We start from the raw sequence: 23,995 nt of genomic DNA, 5'->3' as shown, positions 1-23,995 counted from the left end.
ATCTGGAAGTAACTACTCAACGGCCGGGATTTAACGAGAGCCCGACAACTTTCAAAATGAGCGGGTAACCGCTCTTTTGAGCTTTTTAAGCGCCGCCTTATCGAGAGGTAATGTGCCCGACCTCTTCCGTGACGAAACGTTGTTCCACCACCGCGCGCGCTCCGGTGGGACGGAGACCGAACGTGGTGAATGCCGTGCGCTCCGGAAGCGGGTAGCGCTCCTCACCGGTGAGGGAGTTGAGGATGGTGGCGCTGCGGTGCGCCACCAGGCCGAGGTCGGGGGCGCCGATGCCGTGCGTGTGGCGCTCGGCGTTCTGGACGTAGACGGTCCCGCTGACGGCGGGGGCGAGGTCCAGGCGGTAGTGGGCGTCCACCCGGGGGCGGCCGGACTCGTCCCGCCGGATGACGGGGTCCAGCGCGGTGAGCAGCGGGTCCAGGGGGCGTTCGCGGTAGCCGGTGGCCAGCACGAGGGCGCCGGTGTTCAGCCGGGAGCGGCCGCCCTGTTCGGCGTGGTCGAGGTGCAGCTCGAACTGGTGGGTGCCCATGCGGCCCGCGGTGCGCACGGTGACGCCGGGGGTGAGGACGGCGTCCGGCCACGCGCCGCCGAGGCTGCGGCGGTAGAGCTCGTCGTGGATGGCGGCGAGCGTGCCGTGGTCGATGGCCTTGTACAACTGCCACTGCTTCGCGAGGAGTTCGTCGCGGACCGGCTCGGCCAGGGCGTGGAAGTAGCGGGTGTAGTCGGGGGTGAAGTGCTCCAGGCCGAGCTTGCTGTATTCCATGGGGGCGAACGCCGGGGAGCGGGTCAGCCAGGCCAGCCGCTCGGCGCCGACCGGGCGGGCGCGCAGCAGGTCGAGGAAGATCTCGGCGCCGGACTGGCCGGAGCCGATGACGGTGATGTGGTCGGCGGCCAGCAGGCGTTCGCGGTGGTCGAGGTAGTCGGCGGAGTGGACGACGGGCGCGGTGGCGGTCTCGGTGAGCGGGCGCAGTGCCTCGGGGATGTGCGGCTCGGTGCCGATGCCGAGAACGAGGTTGCGGGCGTGGGCCCGGCCGACCCCCGTCGCCTCGCCGTCCTCGTCGAGACGGGTGAAGTCGATGTCGAAGACGGCGTGTTCGGCGTTCCAGCGGATGGCCTCGACGTGGTGGTGGAAGTGCAGGCCGGGGAGGCGTTCGCTGACCCAGCGGCAGTACGCGTCGTACTCGGCGCGGGGGCTGTGGAAGCGTTCGGCGAAGTAGAAGGGAAAGAGGCGCTGTTGATGGCGCAGGTAGTTGAGGAAGCTGTAGTCGCTGGTGGGGTCGACAAGCGTCACGAGGTCGGCGAGGAACGGGACTTGGAGCGTGGTGCCCTCGATGAGGAGCCCGGGATGCCAGTGGAAGCCCGGGCGTCGCTCGTACCAGGCGGTGGCCAGGCCGGGCAGCGGGTGGGCGAGGGCGGCGAGGGAGAGGTTGGCGGGGCCGATGCCGATGCCGGCGAGGTCGAGGGGACGGCTGGGCTCGGCGTGGGTCACGGCTGGTCACCCTTCGGTCGGGGCGGACTGAGGTCGAGAACGAGCTTGCGCAGGGCGGCGAGATCGCCGGGCTGGACATGGGGGTTGAGCAGGGTGGCCTTGAGCCACAGGGTGTCGCGGCCGTCAGCGCCCCGGGCGCGGGCGCGGCCGAGGACGGCGCGGCCCTCGGTGAGCAGGCGGCGGCGGATGTCGGCCACCTCCTCGTCGGTGGCGTCGGCGGGGCGGAAGAGAACGGTGCTGATGGTGGGGCGGGAGTGCAGGGAGAGCCGGGGCTCGGCCTCGATGAGCGCGGCCAGTTCGGCGGCGGCGGCGCAGGTGGCGTCGACGAGGGCGGCCAGCCCTGTGGTGCCGAGCGCGCGTAACGTCACGGCGATCTTGAGGATGTCGGGGCGGCGGGTGGTGCGCGGCGAGCGGCCGAGGAGGTCGGGCAGGCCGGCCTCGGTGTCGTCCTCGGCGTTGAGGTAGTCGGCGCGCTGGCCGAGCGGGGCGAGGGTGGCGGTCTCGGGAACAGTGAGCAGGCCGGCGGCGACCGGCTGCCAGCCCAGCTTGTGCAGGTCGAGGGTGACGCTGTCGGCGCGGTCCAGGCCGGTGAGCTTGGCGCGGTGGGCGGCGCTGAACAGGAGCGGGCCGCCGTAGGCGGCGTCGATGTGCAGGGCGGTGGGCCGGTGGTCGCGGTGGGCGGCGACGGTGTCGGCGAGTGCGGGCAGCGGGTCGATCGCACCGGCGTCGGTGGTGCCGGCGGTGCCCACGACGAGGGCGGGGGCGGGTGCCGCGGTGGTGCAGCGCAGGGCGTCCAGGCCGGCCAGGGCGTCGGCGACGGCGGCCGGGTCGAGGATCCCGCGCGGGGTGGGCAGCACGGTGGGGGCGGGCAGGCCGAGGAGCCAGGCGGCGCGGTGCACGCTGTGGTGGGCGTTGGCGCCGCAGATGATCCGCAGCGCGGGGCCGAGGCGTTCGCGGGCGAGGAGCAGGCCGAGGAGGTTGGCCTCGGTGCCGCCGCTGGTGACCAGTGCGTCGGGGGCCGGGCCCTCCGGGTGGACCAGCTCGGCCAGCGCGGAGGTGAGGTGACGTTCCAGCGCGGAGGCGGCCGGGGCCTGGTCCCAGGAGTCCAGGGACGGGTTGAGGGCGGCGGCGGCGAGGTCGGCCGCGGCGGCGACGGCCAGCGGGGGGCAGTGCAGATGGGCGGCGCAGTGCGGGTCGGCGGGGTCGGCGGCGCCCTCGGCAAGGGCGCCGACCAGGGAGTGCAGGGCGTCGTGCGCGCCGGTCCCGTGCGCGGGGAGCGCGGGCCCGCAGCGCTCCAGGAGGCGGCGGGTCACGGCCTCGGGACCGCCGGCCGGGAGCGGGCCGCAGCGGGCGGCGGCCCCCTCGGCGAGGGCGGTGAGGACGGTGTCCAGCAGGGGGCGCAGGGCGCGCGGGCCCGCGGCTCCGCCGGCGAGAAGGGTGGGATCGGGCAGCAGGGGCGGCGCGGGCATGGGCTCCCTCTCAGGCGTGGCGGCGGCGTGGCGGTGCCGTGACTGGGACGGGGCTCAACGTACGCGCGTACCGGGTGGCCGGTCCGGCGGATGTGCGGCGTTCCCTCGAAGGGGTTAACGGGGCGCGCGGCTCGGGCGTCCGCCGGGGCTGCCCCGGACCGTTTCGCGCTCCAACGGCCCCCTGGGGAAAGGCGAGTTGGGAGCGGGTCAGGGCCGGCCGTGACCGGTGGCCGCCGGGTGGCTCTCGCGGGCGTCAAGGAGTTCGTCGAAGTGCTCGGCGGCCCAGGCGCACATGACGTTCATCGGTTCGAGGAAGCCGCGGCCCAGCGCGGTGAGTTCGTAGGTGACGTGCGGGGTGGGGCCGGGGTGGACCGTGCGGCTGATCGGTAACCGGGGCCCCGGCTACGGTCCGGCCCAGGAGGTAGACGGATGAGCGAGATCGTGGTGTTCGGAGCGGGCGGCCGGGCGGGCCGGCAGGCGGTGGCGGAGGCGCGGCGGCGCGGGCACGCGGTGACGGCCGTGGTCCGGGACCCGGCCGCCTACGGCGGGCGATCGACGCGCCCCGCCATCGCGGGACGCATCTGGCGATCACCGTCGGCCGGCCCTGACCGGCGGCCCCGCGTCCGGGGCCGCCGCGGACGTCAGGACCAGCGTTCGCGGACGCGCAACGCCCGGCGCAGGTCGTCGAGTTGGTCATCGAGGCCGCGGCGCAGCGCCGGGATGGGGGCCCGGTCGCGAAGGGCCTCCTCGCCGAGGCGGAGGGTGTTCTCGTCGATGAAGCCGCGCGGGAAGGCGAAGCGCGCGGCGACGGTGGCCAGGGCGTGGCCGCGGCGGTCCGCCAGCTCCGTCGCGGCGGGGAAGTAGCGTGCCACGTAGGGGGCGAGCATGCCGCTCTGCTCGGGGTGCCAGAAGCCCTCGGCGGTGGCGCGGAACAGGTAGTTGGAGAGCCGGTCGGCCGGGTCGAACATGGCCTCCCAGGCGACCCGCTTGGCCTCGGCGTCGGGGAGCGCGGCCCGGCAGCGGGCGGCGCCCTCCTCGCCGATGGCGGTGGGGTCGCGTTCCGCCTCGGCGCCGATCTCGGACCCGTCGGTGGCGCCGAGGACGGCGAGGCGGTGCAGGAGCTGCCAGCGAAGCTCGGGGTCGAGCGCCGGACCGCCGGGCACGGTGCCGGCCTCCCACCAACTGCGCGCCTCACCGGCGTCGGTGACGGCGCCGATGGCGACGCGGGCGGCGATCAGGCGCCGGGTGGGGTCGGTGACGTCGGGGCCGAGGAGGCGGTGGGCCAGGGCGGACAGCGTCTCCAGGGCGGCGGTGCGGCGGCCGGGCGGCAGGTAGCGGTCGGCGATCTGGCCGTGGGCGAAGGCGAGGACGCTCTCCAGGATGGCGGTGGCCGGCTCGTCGGGCAGATGGCGGGCGACGGCGTCGAGGTAGGCGCCCGGGTCGAGTTCGCCGTCGCGGACCATGTCGCGGGCCGCGTTCCACACGACGGTGCGGGTCAGGGCGTCGGGGAGGGCGCCGAGGCTCGCCTGCGCGGCGGTCCAGGAGGGCGCGTCCAGACGGACCTTGGCGTAGGTGAGGTCGCCGTCGTTGACGACGAGCAGGCCGGGGCGGGCGCCGGGGAACTCGTGGGTGGTGGTGCCCTCCTCGGCCGCCAGCTCGATCTCGTGGCTCGCGCGCGGCGTGCCGTCGGCGTCGTAGGCGCCCACCCGCAGCCGGTGCGGCCGGCCGCCGGTGTGGGTCAGGCGCAGCCGCCAGTGGCTGTCGTCGGCCGTGACCTCGGGGGTGAGGGTGTCGGGTCCGCTGGTGCGCAGCCAGGCGTCGGCCCAGTCGGGGACGGGGCGGCCGGAGGCGTGGGCCATGGAGTCGATGAAGTCGGCGAGGGTCGCGTTGCCGAAGCGGTGGCGGGCGAAGTGCTCGTTGATGCCGGCCAGGAAGGTGTCCTCGCCGAGCCAGGTGACGAGCTGGCGCAGGGCGGCGGCGCCCTTGGCGTAGGAGATGCCGTCGAAGTTGACCCAGGCGGAGGCCGTGTCGGGGACGGCGTCGGGGGCGGGCGCGACGGGGTGGGTGGAGGGCCGCTGGTCGGCGTCGTAGCCCCACGGCTTGCGGTTGGCGCAGAACTCGGTCCAGGGCCGGTGGGCGGTGGCCTCGGTGAGGACCTGGTAGCCCATGTACTCGGCGAACGACTCGTTGAGCCAGGTGTCGTCCCACCAGCGGAGGGTGACCAGGTCGCCGAACCACATGTGCGCCATCTCGTGGGCGATGACGACGCCGCGCAGCTCGCGCTGCGAGTCGGTGACGGCCGACCGGTAGATGTACTCGTCGCGGAGGGTGACCAGGCCGGGGTTCTCCATGGCGCCGGGGTTGAACTCGGGGACGAACACCTGGTCGTAGGAGTCGAACGGGTAGGGCTCGTCGAACAGTTCGTGGAAGCGGTCGAAGCAGCGCCGCGTGATGTCGAGGATCTCCTCGGCGTCCTTGTCGAGGTGCTCGGCGAGGGAGCGCCGCACATGGATGCCGAACGGCAGACCGGCGTGCTCGGTGGTCACGGAGTGGTAGGGCCCGGCGACGACGGCCATCAGATAGGTGCTGATGAGCGGGGTGGTGGCGCAGCGCCGACGGCCGGGCTCGCCGGGGACGCGGGTGGCGACGCCGTTGCCGAGGACCGTCCAGTCCTCGGGGGCGGTGACGGTGACGTCGAAGACGGCCTTGAGGTCGGGCTGGTCGAAGGCGGCGAAGACGAGGGGCCCCTCGGTCATGCAGCACATGCTGTAGAGGTAGGTGAGCCCGTCGGCCGGGTCGGTGAAACGGTGCATGCCCTCGCCGGTGCGCGAGTACGGCATGTCGGCCCGGACGGTCAGCTCGTGCTCGCCGGCGGTGAGCGCGAGGGGCAGCCGCCCGTCGGCGAGGGTGGCCGGGTCGAGGTCGCGGCCGTCGAGGGTGGCGCCGTGCAGGGTGGTGGGCCGTACCTCGACGAAGGTGTCACCGGCGTGACGCGCGGTGAAGCGGATGGTGGTGACGGAGGCGAACGTCTCCTCGCCGCGGGTGACGTCGAGGTCGATGGCGTAGTGCTGGACGTCCAGCAGCCGGGCGCGTTCTTCCGCTTCGATGCGTGTCAGTGTGGCCATGGGGCCCATGGTGCCGCAGCGCGGGCTGTCGGCGCACGTCAGTTGGGGTGGCCCGCGCGCTCACGCCCGCCCGGCCGGGCCCCCGTTCGCCAGCGTCTCGTGGTGGCGGATGACCTCGGCGATGATGAAGTTGAGCAGCTTCTCGGCGAACGCGGGGTCGAGCTTGGCGCTCTCGGCGAGCTGGCGCAGCCGGGCGATCTGGCGCGCCTCGCGGGCGGGGTCGGCGGCCGGGAGGCGGTGGTCGGCCTTCAGGCGGCCGACGCGCTGGGTGGCCTTGAAGCGCTCGGCGAGGATGTGGACGATCGCGGCGTCGATGTTGTCGATGCTGTCGCGCAGCCGCGCCAGCTCGGCGCGCACGTCCTCGTCGAGCTCGTCGAACCCGCTGGGGTTCTTCCCGGTGCCGCTGTTCATGGAGCCCACCCTATGCTGCGCGGTCAGCGGATCGCCCCGGCGGCCAGCCCGCCGGCCAGGCGGCGCTGGACGAGCACGAAGAAGATCAGCACCGGCAGGGTGATGAGGGTGGAGCCGGCCATGACGGCGCCCCAGTCGGTGCTGTACTGGCCGAAGAAGCGGTGCAGGCCGACGGCGGCGGTGTACTTGCTGTCGTCCTGCATGAAGACGAACGCGAAGATGAACTCGTTCCAGGCGACGATGAACGCGAAGATGCTCGTCGCGACCAGGCCGGGGGCGACCAGCGGCAGCAGGATCGTGCGGAACATCCGCCACCAGCCGCAGCCGTCGAGGTAGGCGGCCTCCTCGATCTCCTTGGGCACGGCGGCGACGAAGCCGCGCAGCGTCCAGACCGCGAACGGCAGCGAGAACGCCAGATAGACGACGGTCAGCCCGAGCAGGCTGTTGAGCAGCTCCAGGTCGCGCATCTGGAGGAAGAGCGGGATGACCAGCGCCTCCAGCGGCACCATCTGCACGACGAGGATCATCACCAGCACCTGGCCGCGCATGCGGAAGTGGAAACGGGCCACGGCGATCGCCGCGAACAGCGCGAGCAGCCCCGAGGCCAGCACGGTGCCCAGGCCCACCAGCGCGGAGTTGGCCAGGTAGCGGGTGAACTCGCCGTCGTCCAGGACGAACCGGAAGTTGTCCAGGCCGAACCCGGTGGGCAGTACGTCCGATCCGCGGTGGTCGGCGCCGGGGTCAAACGCGGAGGAGATCATCCAGTAGACGGGGAAGAGCGTGAAGACCAGCAGCGCCGTCACGGCCGCCGCGGTGCCGATCCGGCCGGCGAGAGAGGTGCGGCGGCTCACGGTTCGTCCTTCTCCTTGGACAGCGCGCGGACGTAGATCACGGTGATGGCCAGCAGCAGCAGGGTGAGGAGCACGGCGATGGCCGAGCCCATGCCGTACTGGTTCCTGGCGAACGACTGGGTGTAGGACCAGACGCCGAGGTTGAGGACGTCCGGGTTGGACCCGGCGCCGCCCGGCATCAGGTAGATCTGGGCGAAGACCTTGAAGTCCCAGATGGTCGACAGGATGGTGACGACCATGAACACCGGCCTGATCGTCGGCACGGTGATCCGCCAGAACCGCTGCCAGGCGCCGGCGCCGTCCACCAGCGCGGCCTCCGGCAGCTCCCTGGGGATGGTCAGCAGCGCCGCGTAGACGGTGATGGCCACGAACGGGAAGCCGTGGTGGACGACGTTCAGCGTGGCGATGGCGTAGAACGACCAGCGGTCGGTGAACCAGTTCGTCTCGCGCGGCTCGATCATGCCCAGGCCGTCGAGGCCGCCGCTGACGACGCCGTCGAGCGGGTCGAAGATCCAGATCCACACATAGGTGCCGGTCACCGCGGGCATCGCCCAGGCCATCATGATCACGGTGGAGCAGATGAACCGCCAGGTGCGGCCGAGGCGTTGCAGCAGGAGCGCGACCAGGGTGCCGACGACGACGGTGAGGACGACGCAGGTGAGCGCGAACACCACCGTGTTGGGCAGCACGGTGGTCCACAGGAACGAATCCCCCAGGATCTCCCGGTAGTTGTCGAGACCTGTGTAGTTGCTCTCCCCCGTGTTGATCTGGCGCAGCCCGTAGTCCTGGAACGACAGCAGCACCACGCGCACCAGCGGCCAGAACAGCAGCAGCGCCAGGACGGCGAGGGCGGGGGCGAGCAGCAGCCAGGGGTGCAGTGCCCTGCGGACCCGTGCCGCGCGCCGGGAGGCGCGCGCGGCACGGATCTTCACGGGTCGGTCAGCCGCCAAAGGTCTCATCCATGGCCGCGGCGGCGTCGTCGGCGGCGTCCTGCGGTGACTGGTCGCCGGACAGGATCGACTGGAGCATGCCCTGCACGACCTGCTCGCCCTGGACGGCGCCGTACAGTTCGGTCACCGGAAGGCTCGCGCCGGCCTCCAGCATCTGCTGGGCGAACGGGGCGACGAGCGGGTCGTCCTGCTGCTGGACCTCCTCCAGCAGCGACTGCTGGCCGGGGAAGTAGCCGGACTGCTCGGCCCAGGCGGCGGCGTGCTCGCCGGTGGACATCATCTTGATGAGTTCCCAGGCGAGTTCGGGCTCGTCGCTGTTGAAGTCGCCGAGCAGGGAGCCGCCGACGAACGAGGGGCTGAACCCGGACTCCTGGCCCGGGATGGGCACCACGCCTATGCGGTCGGCCCAGGACGGGTCCTCGGCGACCAGGGTGTTGACCGTCCAGTTGCCGTTGATGACCATGGCGGCCTCGCCGTTCTGGAAGCTCTCCAACTGGTCGGTCTCCAGCCAGGTCTCGGCCGCCGCGACGGACAGGCCGTCCTCGGTGGCCAGCGACGTGTAGAACTCGATGCCCGCCACGGCTACCGGGGAGTTGATGGTGGACCGCCACTGGTCCCCGTCCTGCTCGGCGATCTCGCCGCCGGCGCCCCAGACGAACGGGTACAGGCCGTACTCGCTGCCGCCGCTGACCGGGAACGGGATCATCTCCGGCTCCAGCTCGCGCAGTTGGAGGGCGACGTCGCGCAACTCCTCCCAGGTGGTGGGCGGCTGGAGGTTGTGCTCGGCGAAGACGTCGGAGCGGTACATCAGGGACCGGATGCCGGCGTACCAGGGCATGCCGTAGACGGCGCCGTCCACGGTGGCGGCCTCGTAGAGGCCGGGCACCAGGTCGTCGCCGAGGCCGTCGCCCTCGATGTTCTCCGACAGGTCGGCCAGCGCGCCGGCCGCGCCGAACTCGGGCGCCCACGTGGTGCCGATCTCGGCGACGTCGGGCAGCTCGCCGCCGGCCATCGCGGTGGTGAACCGGTCGTGGGCGTCGGCCCACTGGATGAACTGGACGTCGAGGGTGGCGCCGGTCTGCTCGGTGAACGCCGCCTTCAGGTCCTCGACATAGGGCTCGGCGTCGGGGTTGGTGCCCTCCATGATCCAGACCTCAAGGGTCGGGCCGTCCCCGGCGTTGTCACCGTCGTCGCCGCCGCCGTCGTCGCCGCAGGCCGTGAGCAGGCCCAGGGAGAGCACGGCGGCACCGGCGGTCAGGCGCCTGGCCAGCGAATGGGGGCCGTGCCCCCGGGGTGAGTGCCGCATGACCGGTCCTCCCGTAAGAGCTCCATGGATCATCGAGCCGGACTGAGCGTTGATTGTGACAGCGCGGAGTTGGCCGAGCCAGATCTTCACATCACGGAACGGCACCGTTTGTGGCCTGGACCACTGGCGGTTGGGGAGGGGTGAACGGGGCGGCGGGGGCTGGCCGTTGGCCGTAGGCCCTGTCCAGCCGATCTTCCCGGGCCCGCGACTCCCCCAGACTTCGTCCGGGAGGTACCCCCAGCACGCGCTCTCGCTGCTCCCCCAGACTCCGTCCGGGAGGTGCCCCCAGCCGAATCGCGCGAGTACGTCCCCCAGCTAACTCCCCCAGCTAACGCTAAGAGGTACCCCCAGGGAGGTGCCCCCATTCGTACGAGCTGCGATCCGGCGCCTTGCGATCGCACGCACCTGGGGGTACCTCCCAGGCCCCCAAGGGCCTGGGGGAGCCGCAGGCTGATCCGACAAGACCGACCGGACAGGACCTAGCCGGACATGACGAGGCGCCCGCTCTCGGTCGGGGAGAGGCGGGCGCCGCGCCATGTCCGTACGCCGTTGTACGGAACGGATGGGGGCCGGGTCAGACCGCGAGCGCGCGGTCGGTCGGCCGGATCGGGTAGGGCAGGGTGCTCTCGCCGGTCAGGTAGCGGTCCACGCCGCGCGCCGCGGCGCGGCCCTCGGCGATGGCCCAGACGATCAGCGACTGGCCACGCCCGGCGTCGCCGGCCACGAACACGCCGTCGACGTTGGTGGCGTACTCGGCGTCGCGGGCGATGTTGCCGCGGGCGTCCAGTTCCAGGCCGAACTGCCGCACCAGGCCGTTCTCCTGGTCGGTGCCCGTGAAGCCCATGGCGAGGGTGACCAGTTGGGCCGGGATGCGCCGCTCCGTGCCGGGCTTCGGCGTCAGCTTGCCGTCGACGAACTCGACCTCGACCAGGTGCAGCCACTGGACGTTGCCGTCCTCGTCGCCCTCGAAGTGGGTGGTGGAGACGGAGTAGACCCGCTCACCGCCCTCCTCGTGCGCGGAGGTGACCTTGTAGGTCATCGGGAACGTGGGCCACGGCTGGTGCGCGGGCCGGTCGTCGGACGGCCGCGGCATGATCTCCAACTGGGTGACGGACAGCGCGCCCTGCCGGTGGGCGGTGCCCACGCAGTCGGCGCCGGTGTCGCCGCCGCCGATGACCACGACGTGCTTGCCCTCGGCAGAGATCGGCGAGGTGACGAGGTCGCCCTCCTGCACCTTGTTGGCCAGCGGCAGGTACTCCATGGCCTGGTGCACGCCGTTCAGCTCGCGGCCCGGCACCGGCAGGTCGCGCGCGGTGGTGGCCCCGGCCGCGATGACGACCGCGTCGTACCGCTTGCGAAGCTGCTCGGCGTCGATGTCGCGGCCGATCTCCACGCCCGTGCGGAACTTGGTGCCCTCCGCGCGCATCTGCTCGATGCGCCGGTTGACGTGCCGCTTCTCCATCTTGAACTCGGGGATTCCATACCGCAGGAGCCCGCCGATGCGGTCGGCGCGCTCGTACACGGCCACGGTGTGCCCGGCCCGGGTGAGCTGCTGCGCGGCGGCGAGCCCGGCCGGGCCGGAGCCGATGACGGCCACGGTCTTGCCGGACAGCCGCTGCGGCGGCTGCGGGGTGACGACGCCGGCGTCCCACGCCTTGTCGATGATGGTGACCTCGACGTTCTTGATGGTCACCGGCGGCCGGTTGATGCCGAGCACGCAGGCCGACTCGCAGGGCGCCGGGCACAGCCGCCCGGTGAACTCCGGGAAGTTGTTCGTGGCGTGCAGCCGCTCGCTGGCCGCCGCCCAGTCACCGCGGTAGGCGTAGTCGTTCCACTCGGGGATCAGGTTCCCCAGCGGACAGCCGTTGTGGCAGAACGGCACACCGCAGTCCATGCAGCGGCCGGCCTGCTTGCTGATGATCGGCAGCAGGGAACCGGGAACGTAGACCTCGTTCCAGTCCCTGAGCCGCGCCTCGACGGGGCGGGTGCGCGCGACCTCGCGATCGGTGGACAGAAAGCCCTTCGGGTCAGCCATGGGTCGCCGCCTCCATCATCTTCTCGTGGGTCTCGGACTCGGAGAGTCCGGCCCGCTCGGCGGCGTCCTTGGCGGCGAGCACGGCCTTGTAGGTAGTGGGCATGATCTTGCTGAAGCGGGCCAGCGACGCGTCCCAGTTCTTCAGGAGCTCATCGGCGACCGTCGAACCGGTCTCCTCGGCATGGCGGCGCACCACCTCGTGCAGCCACCCGCGGTCGGCCTCGGTCAGTTCCTCAACGGCGACAAAGCCGAGGTTGACGTTGGCGGGGTCAAGATCGATCACATAGGCGATACCGCCGGACATGCCGGCCGCGAAGTTCCGGCCCGTCGCGCCGAGCACCACGGCCCGGCCGCCGGTCATGTACTCGCAGCCGTGGTCGCCCACGCCCTCGGCGACGACCGTGGCACCGGAGTTGCGGACGCAGAAGCGCTCGCCGACCCGGCCGCGCAGGAAGATCTCCCCGCCGGTCGCGCCGTAGGCGATCGTGTTGCCCGCGATCGTGGAGTACTCCGGCAGGTGGTCGGCGCCCCGGTCCGGGCGGACGATCAGCCGGCCGCCGGACAGGCCCTTGCCGACGTAGTCGTTGGCGTCGCCCTCCAGCCGCAGCGTGACGCCGCGCGGCACGAACGCGCCGAACGACTGCCCCGCGGAACCGGTGAAGGTGATGTCGATGGTGTCCTCGGGCAGCCCGGCGCCGCCGAACCGCTTGGTCACCTCGTGGCCCAGCATGGTGCCGACCGTGCGGTTGATGTTGCGGATGGCGACCTGCGCGCGGACCGGCTGGGCGGCCTCGGCGCTCTCGGCGGACAGCGCGTCGGCCGACAGCTTGATCAGGTCGTTGTCCAGCGCCTTGCCCAGACCGTGGTCCTGCTCGGTGGTCCGGTGCCGGGCCGCGTCCTCGGGCAGCTCGGGCACGTACAGCAGCGGGGCCAGGTCCAGGCCCTGCGCCTTCCAGTGGTCCACGGCCCGGGAGACGTCCAGCAGTTCGGCGTGGCCGACGGCCTCCTCCACGGTGCGGAAGCCCAGCTCGGCCAGCAGCTCGCGGACCTCCTCCGCGATGAACTCGAAGAAGTTCACCACGAACTCCGGCTTGCCGGTGAATCGTTCCCTCAGCACCGGGTTCTGGGTGGCGATGCCGACCGGGCAGGTGTCCAGGTGGCACACTCGCATCAGCACACAGCCGGAGACGACCAGCGGCGCGGTGGCGAAGCCGAACTCCTCGGCACCCAGCAGGGCCGCGATCAGCACATCGCGCCCGGTCTTGAGCTGGCCGTCGGTCTGCACGACGATCCGGTCGCGCAGCCCGTTGAGCAGCAGCGTCTGCTGCGTCTCGGCCAGGCCCAGCTCCCAGGGGCCGCCCGCGTGCTTGAGCGAGGTCAGCGGGGAGGCACCGGTGCCGCCGTCGTGGCCGGAGATCAGCACCACGTCGGCGTGCGCCTTCGACACACCGGTAGCGACGGTGCCCACGCCGACCTCGGAGACCAGCTTCACGTGGATGCGGGCCGCGGGGTTCGCGTTCTTCAGATCGTGGATGAGCTGCGCCAGGTCCTCGATCGAGTAGATGTCGTGGTGCGGCGGCGGCGAGATCAGGCCGACGCCCGGCGTGGAGTGCCGGGTCCTGGCGACCCACGGGTAGACCTTGTGGCCCGGGAGCTGGCCGCCCTCGCCGGGCTTGGCGCCCTGGGCCATCTTGATCTGGATGTCGTCGGCGTTCACCAGGTACTCGCTGGTCACCCCGAAGCGGCCGGAGGCGACCTGCTTGATGGCGCTGCGCCGGCGCGGGTCGGTCAGCCGCTCGGAGTCCTCGCCGCCCTCGCCCGTGTTGGACTTGGCGCCGAGCTGGTTCATCGCGATGGCCAGCGTCTCGTGCGCCTCCTGCGAAATGGAGCCGTAGCTCATCGCGCCGGTGGAGAACCGCTTGACGATCTCGCTGACCGGCTCGACCTCCTCGATCGGCACCGGCGGACGCGCGCCCTCCTTGAGCCGGAACAGCCCGCGCAGCGTCATCAGCCGCTCGGCCTGCTCGTTCACCCGCTGGGTGTACTGGCGGAAGACGTCGTAACGCCGCTCGCGCGTCGAGTGCTGCAGGCGGAACACCGTCTCCGGGTCGAACAGGTGCGGCTCGCCCTCGCGCCGCCACTGGTACTCGCCGCCGATCTCCAGGTCCCGGTGCGCCGGGGCCACGCCGGACGCCGGGTACGCCTTGGCGTGCCGGGCCGCCACCTCGCGGGCGACGACGTCGATGCCGGCGCCGCCGATCTTGGTGGTGGTGCCGTGGAAGTACGTGTCGACGAACGCCTGGTCCAGGCCGACGGCCTCGAAGACCTGCGCGCCGCGGTAGGACGCGACGGTGGAGATGCCCATCTTGGACATCACCTTCAGCACGCCCTTGCCGAGTGCCTTGATCAGGTTGCGGATGGCGGTGGGGCCGTCCACGCCGGGCAGGTAGGTGCCGCGGGCGACCAGGTCCTCCACCGACTCCATGGCCAGGTACGGGTTGACCGCGGCGGCGCCGTAGCCGATCAGCAGCGCCACGTGGTGCACCTCGCGCACGTCGCCGGCCTCGACCAGCAGGCCCACCTGGGTGCGCTGCTTGGTGCGGATGAGGTGGTGGTGCACCGCGGAGGTCAGCAGCAGCGAGGGGATGGGGGCGTGCTCGGCGTCCGAGTGCCGGTCGGAGAGCAGGATGATGCGGGCGCCGTCGGCGATGGCGGCGTCGGCCTCGGCGCAGATCTCCGCGAGCCGGTTGGCCAGCTCCTGACCGCCGCCGGCCACCCGGTACAGGCCGGAGAGCGTGGCGGAGGCAAAGCCGGGCAGGTCGCCGTCGGCGTTGATGTGCACGAGCTTGGCCAGCTCGTCGTTGTCGATCACCGGGAACGGCAGCGTCACGCTGCGACAGGAGGCCGCGTTCGGCTCCAGCAGGTTGCCCTGGGGGCCGAGCGAGGACAGCAGCGAGGTGACGAGCTCCTCGCGGATGGCGTCCAGCGGCGGGTTGGTGACCTGCGCGAAGAGCTGGGTGAAGTAGTCGAAGAGCAGCCGCGGCCGGTCGGAGAGCGCGGCGATGGGCGTGTCGGTGCCCATGGAGCCGATCGGCTCGGCGCCGGACTTGGCCATCGGGGTGAGCAGGACCCGCAGCTCCTCCTCGGTGCAGCCGAAGGTCTGCTGGCGGCGGGTGACCGACGCGTGGGTGTGCACGACGTGCTCGCGCTCGGGCAGGTCGGCCAGCTCGATGAGGCCGGCCTCCAGCCACTCGGCGTAGGGGTGCTCGGCGGCGAGCTCCGCCTTGATCTCGTCGTCCTCGATGATGCGGTGCTCGGCGGTGTCCACCAGGAACATCCGGCCGGGCTGGAGGCGGCCCTTGCGGACCACGCGCGCCGGGTCGATGTCCAGGACGCCGACCTCGGAGGACAGCACGACCAGCCCGTCGTCGGTCACCCAGTAACGGCCCGGGCGCAGACCGTTGCGGTCCAGGACCGCGCCGACCTGCGTGCCGTCGGTGAACGTGACACAGGCGGGCCCGTCCCAGGGCTCCATGATCGTGGAGTGGAACTGGTAGAACGCGCGGCGGGCCGGGTCCATCGACTCGTGGTTCTCCCACGCCTCCGGGACCATCATCAGCACCGCGTGCGGCAGCGAACGGCCGCCCAGGTGCAGCAGCTCCAGCACCTCGTCGAAGGTGGCCGAGTCCGACGCCTCCGGGGTGCAGATCGGGAACAGCCGCTCCAGCCGGTCACTGCCGCCCGCGCCGAACAGGTCGCTGGAGAGCTGCGACTCGCGGGCGCGCATCCAGTTGCGGTTGCCCTGGACGGTGTTGATCTCGCCGTTGTGGGCGACGAAGCGGTAGGGGTGGGCCAGCGGCCAGCTCGGGAAGGTGTTCGTGGAGAACCGCGAGTGGACCAGGGCGATGGCGCTGGCCAGCCGGCGGTCGGACAGGTCGGGGAAGAACGGCTCGAGCTGCCCGGTGGTGAGCATGCCCTTGTAGACGAGGGTCCGGGCGGACAGCGACGGGAAGTAGACCCCGGCCTCGCGCTCGGCGCGCTTGCGCAGCACGAAGACGGCGCGGTCGAGGGCCAGCCCGGTCTTCTCGCCGGCCACGTCGCTGACGAAGAGCTGCCGGAAGGCGGGCATCGTCTCGCGGGCCGCCGCGCCCAGCAGCTCGGGCGCCACGGGCACCTCGCGCCAGCCGAGAACGGTCAGCTCCTCCTCCGCCGCGATGGCCGCGATGCGCGACATGGCGGAGGCGGCCGCGTCGGCGCCGGTCGGCAGGAAGGCCATGCCGACGGCGTAGGCGCCGGCCTCGGGCAGAGCGAACGAGACGCTCTCCCGCAGGAAGGCGTCGGGGACCTGGAGCAGGATGCCGGCTCCGTCGCCGGTGTCCGGGTCCGAGCCGGTTGCCCCGCGGTGTTCGAGGTTCCGGAGCACGGTGAGCGCCTGGTCGACCAGCTCATGGCTGGCTTCGCCGGTGAGGGTGGCGACAAAGCCGACACCGCACGCGTCATGCTCGTGGCGCGGGTCGTACATCCCCTGCTTGACCGGGTGTGACGCAGAACGCATCGGCTCTCCCGTCGTCGTCTTGGTCTGTGGTGATTCCGAGGGACGACGCTGGCCCTGGCGTATACGTTAAATTTTCGTGCAGGTTACACGATGACCCGGTTCCCGGGAAGCGGATACGAGTGTCCACGATGCGGACTTCGACCCGCGAGGCGGTGCCGGAGATGGTGGGTATGGCCAGACAAATTCCTGGACCGGCGTCGGCGCCGGTGGTGGCTGGCCACGATGCACATGCCCGCCGACAACGAACTGAAACCCTTCGGAAACAATGCTCACCCTGAAGCGTCCGAAGACGACATAGCGTTGCCGTCCGCTGTTCAGGCGAGTGCGGTACCGAACAGCGAACCCACCCCGTAGGTGATGCCGGCCGCCGCCGCGCCGAGCACGAGCTGGCGCAGCCCGCTGAACCACCACGGCCTGGCCGTGACCCGCGCGACGACCGCGCCGCACAGGAACAGACCCAGCAGGGCGAGCAGCACCGCCGGCCACAGCGCCGTGGCACCCAGCAGGTAGGGCAGCAGGGGCAGCAGTGCCCCCACGCCGAAGGACCCGAACGAGGAGAGGGCGGCCACCGTCGGCGAGGGCAGATCGTCCGGTCCCATGCCCAGCTCCTCCCGGGCGTGGATCTCCAGCGCCTGCTCGGGATCGACGGACAACTGCCGCGCCACCTCCCGGGCGAGCGCCGGCTCCACGCCGCGCGCGACATAGACCTCGGTGAGCTCGGCCAGCTCGTCCTCGGGGTGGCGGCGCAGCTCACGGCGCTCGACATCGAGTTCCGCGAGGACCAGCTCGCGCTGGGACGCGACGGAGGTGTACTCCCCCGCCGCCATGGAGAACGCGCCCGCGGCGAGTCCGGCCATGCCGGCGACGGCGATGCTGTGCGCGGAGGCGGAGCTGCCGGCGACGCCGCTGATCAGCCCCAGATTGGAGACGAGCCCGTCCATGGCCCCGAAGACGGCCGGCCGAAGCCAGCCTCCGCTCACATCGCGATGGCTGTGATGCGCCTCCGCCGTGACCATGCCCGGATGCCTCCCTGTGCCCTCTCGCGCGCTGTCCAACGCTGAAAGGGTGGCACCCATTCCCGGGGCCCGCCACCAAGGTGGCGGGCGCCGCGGGGACCGGTGACCTGCGAGGTCACCGGCCGGGGGTCAGGAACGCTTCGCGGAGGACGCGGTCTCGGCGTCGGAGGAGTCGGCGGCCTCGGCCGGCTCCTCGTCGGAGGTCTCCGGCCGGCCGGGCTCGGCTGCCTCGGTCTCGTTCTCGGTCTCGGCCTTGGCCGCCGCCGGCTCCTCCGCCGTTTCGGGCGTCTCCGCCTCGCTCGCCTCGGCGGCCTTGGGCTCGGCCTCCTCGGCGGGCTCTTCCGCGGGCTCCTCGGCCTCCGCGGCCCTCGGCTCGGCGTCCTCGGTGCTCTGCGGCTCGGCGTCCTCGGCCGCGGGCTCTTCCGCGGGGTCCTCCGCCGCGTTCGGCTCCTCGGCCTTCGCCGTGTCGGGCTTCCCCAGCTCGACCGCCTTCGCCGTGCCCTCGGTCTCGCCCGGCTCCGCCGACGCCGACTCCGACACCGACTCCGTCCCGGCCTCCGACTCGGCGTCCGGCTCCACGATCTCCTCGCGGCCCGGGCGGCGCTTGGCCGAGAGCACCAGGTAGGCGACCGCGGCCAGGAAGACCGCGATGGCGGTCCAGTTGTTCAGGCGCAGGCCCAGGAACTCATGGGCCTCGTCGATCCGCAGGTACTCGATCCAGAAGCGGCCGACCGTGTACGCCGCGACATAGAGCGCGAACGCGCGGCCGTGGCCGAGCCGGAAGCGGCGGTCCGCCCAGATCACCAGGGCGCCCACGCCCAGGCACCACAGCGACTCGTACAGGAACGTCGGGTGGAACGTGCCGGTGTCCAGCCCGTTGTCGATCTCCACCGCCCAGGGCACGTCCGTGGCCCGCCCGTACAGCTCCTGGTTGAACCAGTTGCCCCAGCGGCCGATGGCCTGGGCGAACGCGATGCCCGGCGCGATGGCGTCCGCCATCGGCGGCAGCGCGACGCCCCGGCGGCGGCAGGCGATCCACGCCCCGAGCGCGCCACCCGCGATGGCGCCCCAGATCCCGATGCCGCCGTCCCAGATCTTGAACGAGTCGACCCAGTCGCGGCCCTCCTCGAAGTAGAGCTGGTAGTCGGTGACGACGTGATAGATCCGGGCGCCGATCAGCCCGAAGGGCACGGCCCAGACGGCGATGTCGGCGACGGTCCCCGGCTTCCCCCCGCGCTGGACCCAGCGTCGGCCGCCGAGCCAGATGGCGAGGAAGACGCCGATGATGATGCACAGCGCGTAGCCGCGCAGCGGCAGCGGTCCGAGGTGGATCTCGCTCTCGCTGGGGCTGGGGATTGAGGCAAGGATCTCCATGGTGCCCCAGACGCTACCCTGCCCGGCGGCCGGGACGGAATCCGAGGCCCGACTTCCGTTCCTGTGTCACCGGGTTGACGGGCTCTGCGCCGCGTTCGCCAGCAGCGCGAGCGCGGCCTCGCGGGCGTCCCGCGCCGCCCCGGGGTCCGGGCGGAGGTCGGCGATCACCGTCGCGCCCACCACGAGCTGGAGCAGTTGGCGGCCCAGTCGCTCGGGGTCGGCCACCCCCGCGCGGGCGGCGATCCCGGCGAGCAGGTCCAGGCGCCGGTCGAAGTGGCGGGCGGCGATCGGGCGAACGGGGTCGGCGTGGTGCTGGACCGCGGCGTTCACGATGGCGCAGCCGCGGAAGCCCGGCTCCGCGTGCCAGGTGCTCAACGCGTCGAAGACCGCGGCCAGTTGGTCGGCGGGGTCCTCGCCGGCCGCCGTCGCGGCCCGGCTCAGCCAGCGCGTCACGCGGTCGCTGCGGGCCTGGACCACGGCTTGGACGAGACCGTCCTTCGAGCCGAAGTGGCGGTACAGCGTCTCCTTGGAAATGCCCGCCTCGGTACACAGCCGGCCGACGCTCACGCCGTCCAGACCGTGCTCGTAGAGCGCGTCCGTCGCCATGTCGAGGATCGCGGCGCGGGTGCGGGCGGGGTCGAGGGTGCTGCCCTTGGGGACCGGCATCCCTTGATAGTACCGATCGGTTCGATATAGTGCGCACTCTCGACATCGAACCGAACGGTTCCATCTCAAGGAGGCACCCGTGCCCTATCCCCTCCTCGACCCCCTCCTCACCGATTCGGTCAGCGCCGAGGGGCCGCCCGCCCGCACGGTGCCGGTGACGTTCGACAGCGACGGCGTGCCGCTGCTCGGCGTGCTGCACCTCCCGGCCGGTCCCGGCCCGCATCCGGCGGTACTCCTCCTGCACGGCTTCCCGGGCAACGAGCGGAACTTCGACCTCGCGCACGCGCTGCGCCGCGCGGGCTACGCGGCGCTCGTCTTCCACTACCGCGGCTCCTGGGGCGTCGGCGGAACGTGGTCCTGGGGCCATGTCCTGGAGGACAGCGCGCGGGTGGCGGCGGCCCTGCGGCGGCCGGAGATCGCCGCCGCGAACCGGCTGGACCCGGACCGGCTGGCCGTCATCGGCCACAGCTCGGGCGGCTTCGCCGCGCTGATGACGGCCGCCGCCGCCCCCGGGATCGGCGCGGTCGGCTCGGTGGCGGGCTTCGACTTCGGCGCCGTCGCCGCCGCGCTCCGCCGCGAACCGGCCCTGCGGGAGTCGTATGTCGCCGACTGGGCAGGGGAGTTGCTGCCGCTGACCGGGACCGGCGCGGCGGCGCTGGTGGCGGAGATGGTGGCCGCGGGCGACGACTGGAGCCTGGCCCGCCTCGCCCCGCGCCTCGCCGACCGGCCGGTCCTGCTCATCGGCACCGGCCTGGACACGGTCACGCCGCCCGCGACGCACCATGTGCCGCTCGTCGACGCCTACCGCGCCCACCCGGTGCCACGCCTGGAGCACGACATCTTCCCCACCGACCACGCGCTGGCGGACCACCGCGTGGCCCTCGCCCGCCGCCTGACCGCGTTCCTCGACCGGCACCTGGCGACCGTCCGGTGAACCGGCGGGCGGGGCGGGCCAGCGGCGTCAGGCCAGCTCCTCCACCCGCTCCCGCAGGCGCTCCGGGGTCAGCGGGTCCGACGTGTCGCCGTAAATGTCCTCGCCGTTCAGGAGAACGGTGGGGGTGGCGTTGTAATCGGAGTTCAGGAAGCCGGTGTTGGAGCCCTCGACCCAGTCGTCGTGGCTGCCCTCCTGCACGCAGGTGCGGAACGTCTCGGTGTCCAGGCCCTCGACGTCGCCGGCCAGGTCGATCAGGCGGGCCTTGTCGGCGAAGGCGTCGTCGCTCTCGGCCGGCTGGTTCTCGAAGAGAACGTCGTGGTACTCGCGGAACTTGCCGGCGTCCCGGGCGCACAGCGCGGCGTTCGCGGCGAACTTGGAGCCGTTGCCGCCCATGTTGCCGTCGATGATGGTGACCAGGTGGTAGTCCACCTTCAGCGTCCCGGCGTCGGTCAGTTCGTTGATGGTGTCCCGGAAGCTTGACTCGAACTGCCCGCAGGCCGGGCAGCGGAAGTCCTCGTAGACGGCGAGGGTGACCGGGGCGTCTGACTCCCCCACCACGACCGGCTCGGCGGCCGGGGCGTCGTCCGGGTCGCCGCCCTTCGCGGCGATGACGCCGATCACGCCGACGACCGCCAGCAGTCCCAGAGCGCCGCCGGCCACCTTGGCCGTGCGCTTCCTGCGCTCGGCCGCCTGCTCGCGTTCCCGCTCCTCGCGCAGCCGTTCGCGGGCGCTGCGCTTTCCCTCACGATTCCGTTGGCTCACGTCCTGAGCCAACGAACCGGGCCCGGCCAGGACACGCTCCGGCGGATCTGACGAAGCGGTGACATCCGCCCGGCGACGAGCCGTTTCCCGGCCCGGGACACCTAGCGTGAACGGCGTGATCGCTCGCAAATCCGCGCTCGACCTGCTGGCGGCGGCCCTCGCCGTCCTGCTGTTCGCCGCCGCCGCCGTGGTCGGCGCCGCCATCAACGACAACGGCATCCTGACGCTCAAGTGGCCGCCGATGTTCGCCCGCTGGGCGCCGCACGCCGGGCCCGGCACGCCCGCCGCGCTGCTGGTGGCGGGCCTGGTCCTGCTCTACGGTCCGCCGCTCGCGCGGCGGCTGCCGTGGCGGTGGCTGGTGCCCGCGGTCTGGGCCGCGTCAATGGCGTGGGTGTGGTCGCTGGCGCTGATCGACGGCTGGCGGCGGGGGGTGGCCCGCCGGCTGGCCTATGGCCACGAGTACCTGACCGCGCTGGACGACATCGACGGGATCGGCCACTTCCTGCACACGTTCACGGATCACATTCCGATCGACTCGCCGGACAACTGGCCCGCCCATGTGGCCGGTCATCCGCCGGGCGCCACGCTGACGTTCGTCCTGCTGGACCGGGTGGGGCTGGCCGGGGGCGCGTGGGCGGCGGTGTTCGTCATCACGGCCGCCTCCAGCGCGGCGGCGGCGGTGGCCATCACGCTGCGGGCCCTGGCCGGTGAGGAACTGGCGCGGCGGGCCGCCCCGTTCCTGGTGCTGGCCCCGGCCGCGGTGTGGCTGGGGGTGTCGGCGGACGGCTGGTTCGCGGCGGTGGCCGCCTGGGCGGTGGCGCTGCTGGCGCTGGCCGCGACCCGGTCGGTGCGGGCGCCGCGCGCCGCCGCGCTGGGCTCGGGGGTGCTGTTCGGGCTGCTGCTGTACCTGAGTTACGGGCTGGCGCTGATGGGCGTGGTGGGGCTGGCGGTGCTGTGGCTGGCCCGCGACTGGCGGCCGTTGCCCTGGGTGCTGGTGGGAATCGTGCCGTGGGTGGTGGCGTTCACGGCGGCCGGTTTCTGGTACCTGGACGGCTATACGACGCTGGTGGACCGCTACTACGCCGGATCCGGCGGGCACCGGCCGTACTCCTATTTCATCTGGGCCAACCTCGCGGTCCAGGTCGCGTCGGTCGGGCTGGCCACGGCGGCGGGGCTGCGCCGCGCGGGTGTGCCGGAGGCGTGGCGCGATCCGGGGCGCCGGGCGCTGGTGGTACTGGTGGGTGCCGGGCTGACCGCGATGCTGCTGGCGGATCTGTCCGGGATGAGCAAGGCGGAGACGGAACGGATCTGGCTGCCGTTCGCGCTGTGGCTGCTGCCCGCGGCGGCGCTGCTGCCGGAACGCGGCGCCCGGGGGTGGCTGGCGGCGCAGGCCGTGCTGGCCATGACGGTCAACCATCTGTGGATCACGCGCTGGTGAGGTGGTGAACGTGCGGACACTGATCGGATTCCGGGGCCGGCTGCACGATCCGCGCACGGCCACGGCGATCGGCCGCTGGCTGGGCGCGGGGGTGCTGGTGTGTTTCACGACCGGGCTGATCAGCCACGGTCTCCAGACCCCGCCCGGCTGGCTGGCGCCGCACCTGCCGTCGCGCCCGGTCTGGGGCTACCGGGTGACGCAGGGGCTGCACGTGGCGACCGGCATCGCGCTGGTGCCACTGCTGCTGGCCAAGCTGTGGACGGTCTATCCGCGGCTGTTCGTCAAGCCGCCGGTGCGGTCGGTGCGGCACGGGCTGGAACGGCTGTCGATCGCGGTGCTCGTGACGGCCGCGCTGCTGGAGGTGCTGCTGGGGCTGGTGAACATCGCGCAGTGGTATCCGTGGCCGTTCGGCTTCAAGCGGGTGCACTGGGCGCTGGCCTGGGTGCTGTGCGGGGCACTGCTGCTGCACCTGGCGGTGAAGGCACCGCTGATCGCGGCACATTGGCGGCGGGCCGACCCGGCGGCCGATCCCGACGCGGACGACCGCCGGGCGCTGCTGCTGGGGGTGGGCGCCGCGGTCGGCGCGGTGACGCTGGTGACGGCGGGGCAGTCGCTGCCGCCGCTGCGGCGGCTGACACTGCTGGCGCCGCGCCGCCCGGACGGCACCGCACAGGGCCTGCCGGTGAACCGCACGGCGGCCGAGGCCGGGGTGGCCGGCCTCTCGGCGGACACGTGGCGGCTGACGGTGACCGGGCCGCGCGGCTATGTGCTGTCACTGGCCGAACTGCGCGCGCTGCCACAGCACTCGGCGCGGCTGCCCATCGCGTGCGTGGAGGGCTGGAGCGCGTCGGCCGACTGGACGGGCGTACGACTCGTGGACCTGCTCGCACGGGCGAACGCGCCGGAGGACGCGTTCGTACGGGTGGTGTCCGCGCAGCGCCGGGGCGGTTACCGGGTGAGCGAGATGCCACCGGCCTACGCGCGCGACCCGCTGACGCTGCTGGCGTTGCGGATCAACGGGCAGGTGCTGTCGGCGGACCACGGCTTCCCGGCCCGGATCATCGCGCCGAACCGGCCCGGGGTGTGGCAGACGAAGTGGGTGTCGCGGATCGAGGTGCTGCGATGAGGACGGCACGACTGGCGCTGGGCGCGGCCGGGCTGGCGCTGCTGGCGGTGGGCGTCCGCTACCTCTTCACCGACACCCCGGCGGGCGCGCCCCGCGAGGTGGCCGTGTGGCTGGCGGGGGTGGTGCTGGCGCACGACCTGGTGCTGGCACCGCTGGTCCTCCTGGTGGGCCTGGCAGTCCGCCACGTCCCCGCCCGCCGCGCGATCCGCGGCGGTCTGCTGGTCGCGGGATGCCTGACACTGATCGCACTGCCACCACTGCTGCGCCCCGGCGCACCACGCAACGCGACGGCGCTGCCGCTGGACTACGGGCGGAACCTGGCACTGCTGCTGGCGACGACGGCACTGGTGACGGCGGCGGTGGCGGCGGTGTCCGCGAGCCGGCGCGGGCGACGACGGCCGGTGCGGAGCGAGGAGGAGTGAGGTGGCCGCCCGCCGGTCCTCGTCTCTTCCCTTGGGGGAAGGGTGGGTGGG

Annotated in this window: 18 protein-coding genes; 4 read left to right on the top strand and 14 right to left on the bottom strand. The window is 72.6% G+C overall.

All coding sequences use genetic code 11. The annotated features are described in order from the left end of the window. Nucleotides 1-97: 97 nt before the first annotated feature. From RM590_RS19070 to RM590_RS19005, 13 genes are all read right to left on the bottom strand, one after another. Nucleotides 98-1,504 (bottom strand): lysine N(6)-hydroxylase/L-ornithine N(5)-oxygenase family protein, encoded by a 1,407-nt coding sequence (locus RM590_RS19070; RefSeq protein ID WP_311705831.1) that lies wholly within the window; start codon nt 1,502-1,504, stop codon nt 98-100. Beyond that, a complete protein-coding gene (locus tag RM590_RS19065) occupies nt 1,501-2,973 on the bottom strand; it encodes a pyridoxal phosphate-dependent decarboxylase family protein (RefSeq protein ID WP_311705830.1) in 1,473 nt (490 codons plus the stop codon). The genes RM590_RS19070 and RM590_RS19065 overlap by 4 nt, the downstream gene beginning before the upstream one ends. A 207-nt stretch (nt 2,974-3,180) precedes the next feature. Beyond that, on the bottom strand, nt 3,181-3,357 hold the full coding sequence (locus tag RM590_RS19060; protein ID WP_311706021.1) for a winged helix-turn-helix transcriptional regulator: 177 nt from the start codon (nt 3,355-3,357) through the stop codon (nt 3,181-3,183). A 257-nt stretch (nt 3,358-3,614) separates the two neighbouring features. Then, nucleotides 3,615-6,098, bottom strand: coding sequence for an aminopeptidase N (gene pepN / locus RM590_RS19050; protein WP_311705829.1), 2,484 nt, complete (start codon nt 6,096-6,098; stop codon nt 3,615-3,617). Nucleotides 6,099-6,158: 60 nt separating this feature from the next. Beyond that, a complete protein-coding gene (locus RM590_RS19045) occupies nt 6,159-6,509 on the bottom strand; it encodes a chorismate mutase (protein ID WP_311705828.1) in 351 nt (116 codons plus the stop codon). Nucleotides 6,510-6,532: 23 nt separating this feature from the next. Continuing rightward, nucleotides 6,533-7,360 (bottom strand): carbohydrate ABC transporter permease, encoded by an 828-nt coding sequence (locus RM590_RS19040; RefSeq protein ID WP_311705827.1) that lies wholly within the window; start codon nt 7,358-7,360, stop codon nt 6,533-6,535. After that, nucleotides 7,357-8,292: a carbohydrate ABC transporter permease gene (locus RM590_RS19035; protein ID WP_311705826.1), complete on the bottom strand. Its 936-nt coding sequence runs from the start codon at nt 8,290-8,292 to the stop codon at nt 7,357-7,359. The genes RM590_RS19040 and RM590_RS19035 overlap by 4 nt, the downstream gene beginning before the upstream one ends. A 7-nt stretch (nt 8,293-8,299) precedes the next feature. Continuing rightward, entirely contained in the window at nt 8,300-9,616 is a 1,317-nt protein-coding gene (locus tag RM590_RS19030; RefSeq protein ID WP_311705825.1) for a sugar ABC transporter substrate-binding protein, read from the bottom strand. Between the two features lie 574 nt (nt 9,617-10,190). After that, a complete protein-coding gene (locus RM590_RS19025; RefSeq protein WP_311705824.1) occupies nt 10,191-11,651 on the bottom strand; it encodes a glutamate synthase subunit beta in 1,461 nt (486 codons plus the stop codon). Next, nucleotides 11,644-16,206, bottom strand: a complete 4,563-nt coding sequence (gene gltB, locus RM590_RS19020; protein ID WP_311705823.1) for a glutamate synthase large subunit — start codon at nt 16,204-16,206, stop codon at nt 11,644-11,646. Before gltB ends, RM590_RS19025 begins: the two co-directional genes overlap by 8 nt. A gap of 314 nt (nt 16,207-16,520) precedes the next feature. After that, nucleotides 16,521-17,222 (bottom strand): VIT1/CCC1 transporter family protein, encoded by a 702-nt coding sequence (locus RM590_RS19015; RefSeq protein WP_311705822.1) that lies wholly within the window; start codon nt 17,220-17,222, stop codon nt 16,521-16,523. A 129-nt stretch (nt 17,223-17,351) separates the two neighbouring features. Continuing rightward, entirely contained in the window at nt 17,352-18,596 is a 1,245-nt protein-coding gene (gene lgt, locus RM590_RS19010) for a prolipoprotein diacylglyceryl transferase (protein WP_394813902.1), read from the bottom strand. Between the two features lie 66 nt (nt 18,597-18,662). After that, on the bottom strand, nt 18,663-19,262 hold the full coding sequence (locus RM590_RS19005; RefSeq protein WP_311705821.1) for a TetR/AcrR family transcriptional regulator: 600 nt from the start codon (nt 19,260-19,262) through the stop codon (nt 18,663-18,665). A 79-nt stretch (nt 19,263-19,341) separates the two neighbouring features. On the opposite strand from RM590_RS19005, the gene RM590_RS19000 reads away from it, so the two are divergent. Further along, on the top strand, nt 19,342-20,196 hold the full coding sequence (locus RM590_RS19000; RefSeq protein WP_311705820.1) for an alpha/beta hydrolase family protein: 855 nt from the start codon (nt 19,342-19,344) through the stop codon (nt 20,194-20,196). 27 nt (nt 20,197-20,223) lie between these two features. Here RM590_RS19000 and RM590_RS18995 read toward each other — a convergent pair whose 3' ends face one another. Beyond that, the gene (locus tag RM590_RS18995) at nt 20,224-20,958 is read right to left on the bottom strand and encodes a DsbA family protein (RefSeq protein WP_311705819.1); all 735 of its coding nucleotides are present in this window, start codon (nt 20,956-20,958) and stop codon (nt 20,224-20,226) included. 106 nt (nt 20,959-21,064) lie between these two features. On the opposite strand from RM590_RS18995, the gene RM590_RS18990 reads away from it, so the two are divergent. The 3 genes from RM590_RS18990 to RM590_RS18980 are packed head-to-tail and all read left to right on the top strand — an operon-like array spanning nt 21,065 to nt 23,944. Continuing rightward, nucleotides 21,065-22,396 carry a hypothetical protein gene (locus RM590_RS18990; RefSeq protein WP_394813901.1) on the top strand — a complete coding sequence of 444 codons (1,332 nt, stop codon included), beginning with the start codon at nt 21,065-21,067 and terminating at the stop codon, nt 22,394-22,396. Between the two features lie 10 nt (nt 22,397-22,406). Continuing rightward, on the top strand, nt 22,407-23,522 hold the full coding sequence (locus tag RM590_RS18985) for a molybdopterin-dependent oxidoreductase (protein WP_311705818.1): 1,116 nt from the start codon (nt 22,407-22,409) through the stop codon (nt 23,520-23,522). Further along, nucleotides 23,519-23,944, top strand: a complete 426-nt coding sequence (locus RM590_RS18980) for a hypothetical protein (RefSeq protein WP_311705817.1) — start codon at nt 23,519-23,521, stop codon at nt 23,942-23,944. Before RM590_RS18985 ends, RM590_RS18980 begins: the two co-directional genes overlap by 4 nt. Nucleotides 23,945-23,995: the final 51 nt, after the last annotated feature.

This window comes from Streptomyces litchfieldiae, assembly GCF_031845365.1.
GTDB classification, from domain to species: Bacteria; Actinomycetota; Actinomycetes; order Streptomycetales; family Streptomycetaceae; genus Streptomyces; species Streptomyces litchfieldiae.
The sequence above is the reverse complement of the archived record's forward strand: the minus strand, read 5'-3'. Positions and strand labels throughout refer to the sequence as shown.

Excerpts from the sequence above, each read along its gene's own strand:
- RM590_RS19065 (WP_311705830.1), bottom strand. The coding sequence starts at position 2,973 with ATGCCCGCGCCGCCCCTGCTGCCCGATCCCACCCTTCTCGCCGGCGGA.
- pepN (WP_311705829.1), bottom strand. The coding sequence starts at position 6,098 with ATGGCCACACTGACACGCATCGAAGCGGAAGAACGCGCCCGGCTGCTG.
- gltB (WP_311705823.1), bottom strand. The coding sequence starts at position 16,206 with ATGCGTTCTGCGTCACACCCGGTCAAGCAGGGGATGTACGACCCGCGC.
- lgt (WP_394813902.1), bottom strand. The coding sequence starts at position 18,596 with ATGGAGATCCTTGCCTCAATCCCCAGCCCCAGCGAGAGCGAGATCCAC.
- RM590_RS19045 (WP_311705828.1), bottom strand. The coding sequence starts at position 6,509 with ATGAACAGCGGCACCGGGAAGAACCCCAGCGGGTTCGACGAGCTCGAC.
- RM590_RS19015 (WP_311705822.1), bottom strand. The coding sequence starts at position 17,222 with ATGGTCACGGCGGAGGCGCATCACAGCCATCGCGATGTGAGCGGAGGC.
- RM590_RS19005 (WP_311705821.1), bottom strand. The coding sequence starts at position 19,262 with ATGCCGGTCCCCAAGGGCAGCACCCTCGACCCCGCCCGCACCCGCGCC.
- RM590_RS19030 (WP_311705825.1), bottom strand. The coding sequence starts at position 9,616 with ATGCGGCACTCACCCCGGGGGCACGGCCCCCATTCGCTGGCCAGGCGC.
- RM590_RS19025 (WP_311705824.1), bottom strand. The coding sequence starts at position 11,651 with ATGGCTGACCCGAAGGGCTTTCTGTCCACCGATCGCGAGGTCGCGCGC.
- RM590_RS18980 (WP_311705817.1), top strand. The coding sequence starts at position 23,519 with ATGAGGACGGCACGACTGGCGCTGGGCGCGGCCGGGCTGGCGCTGCTG.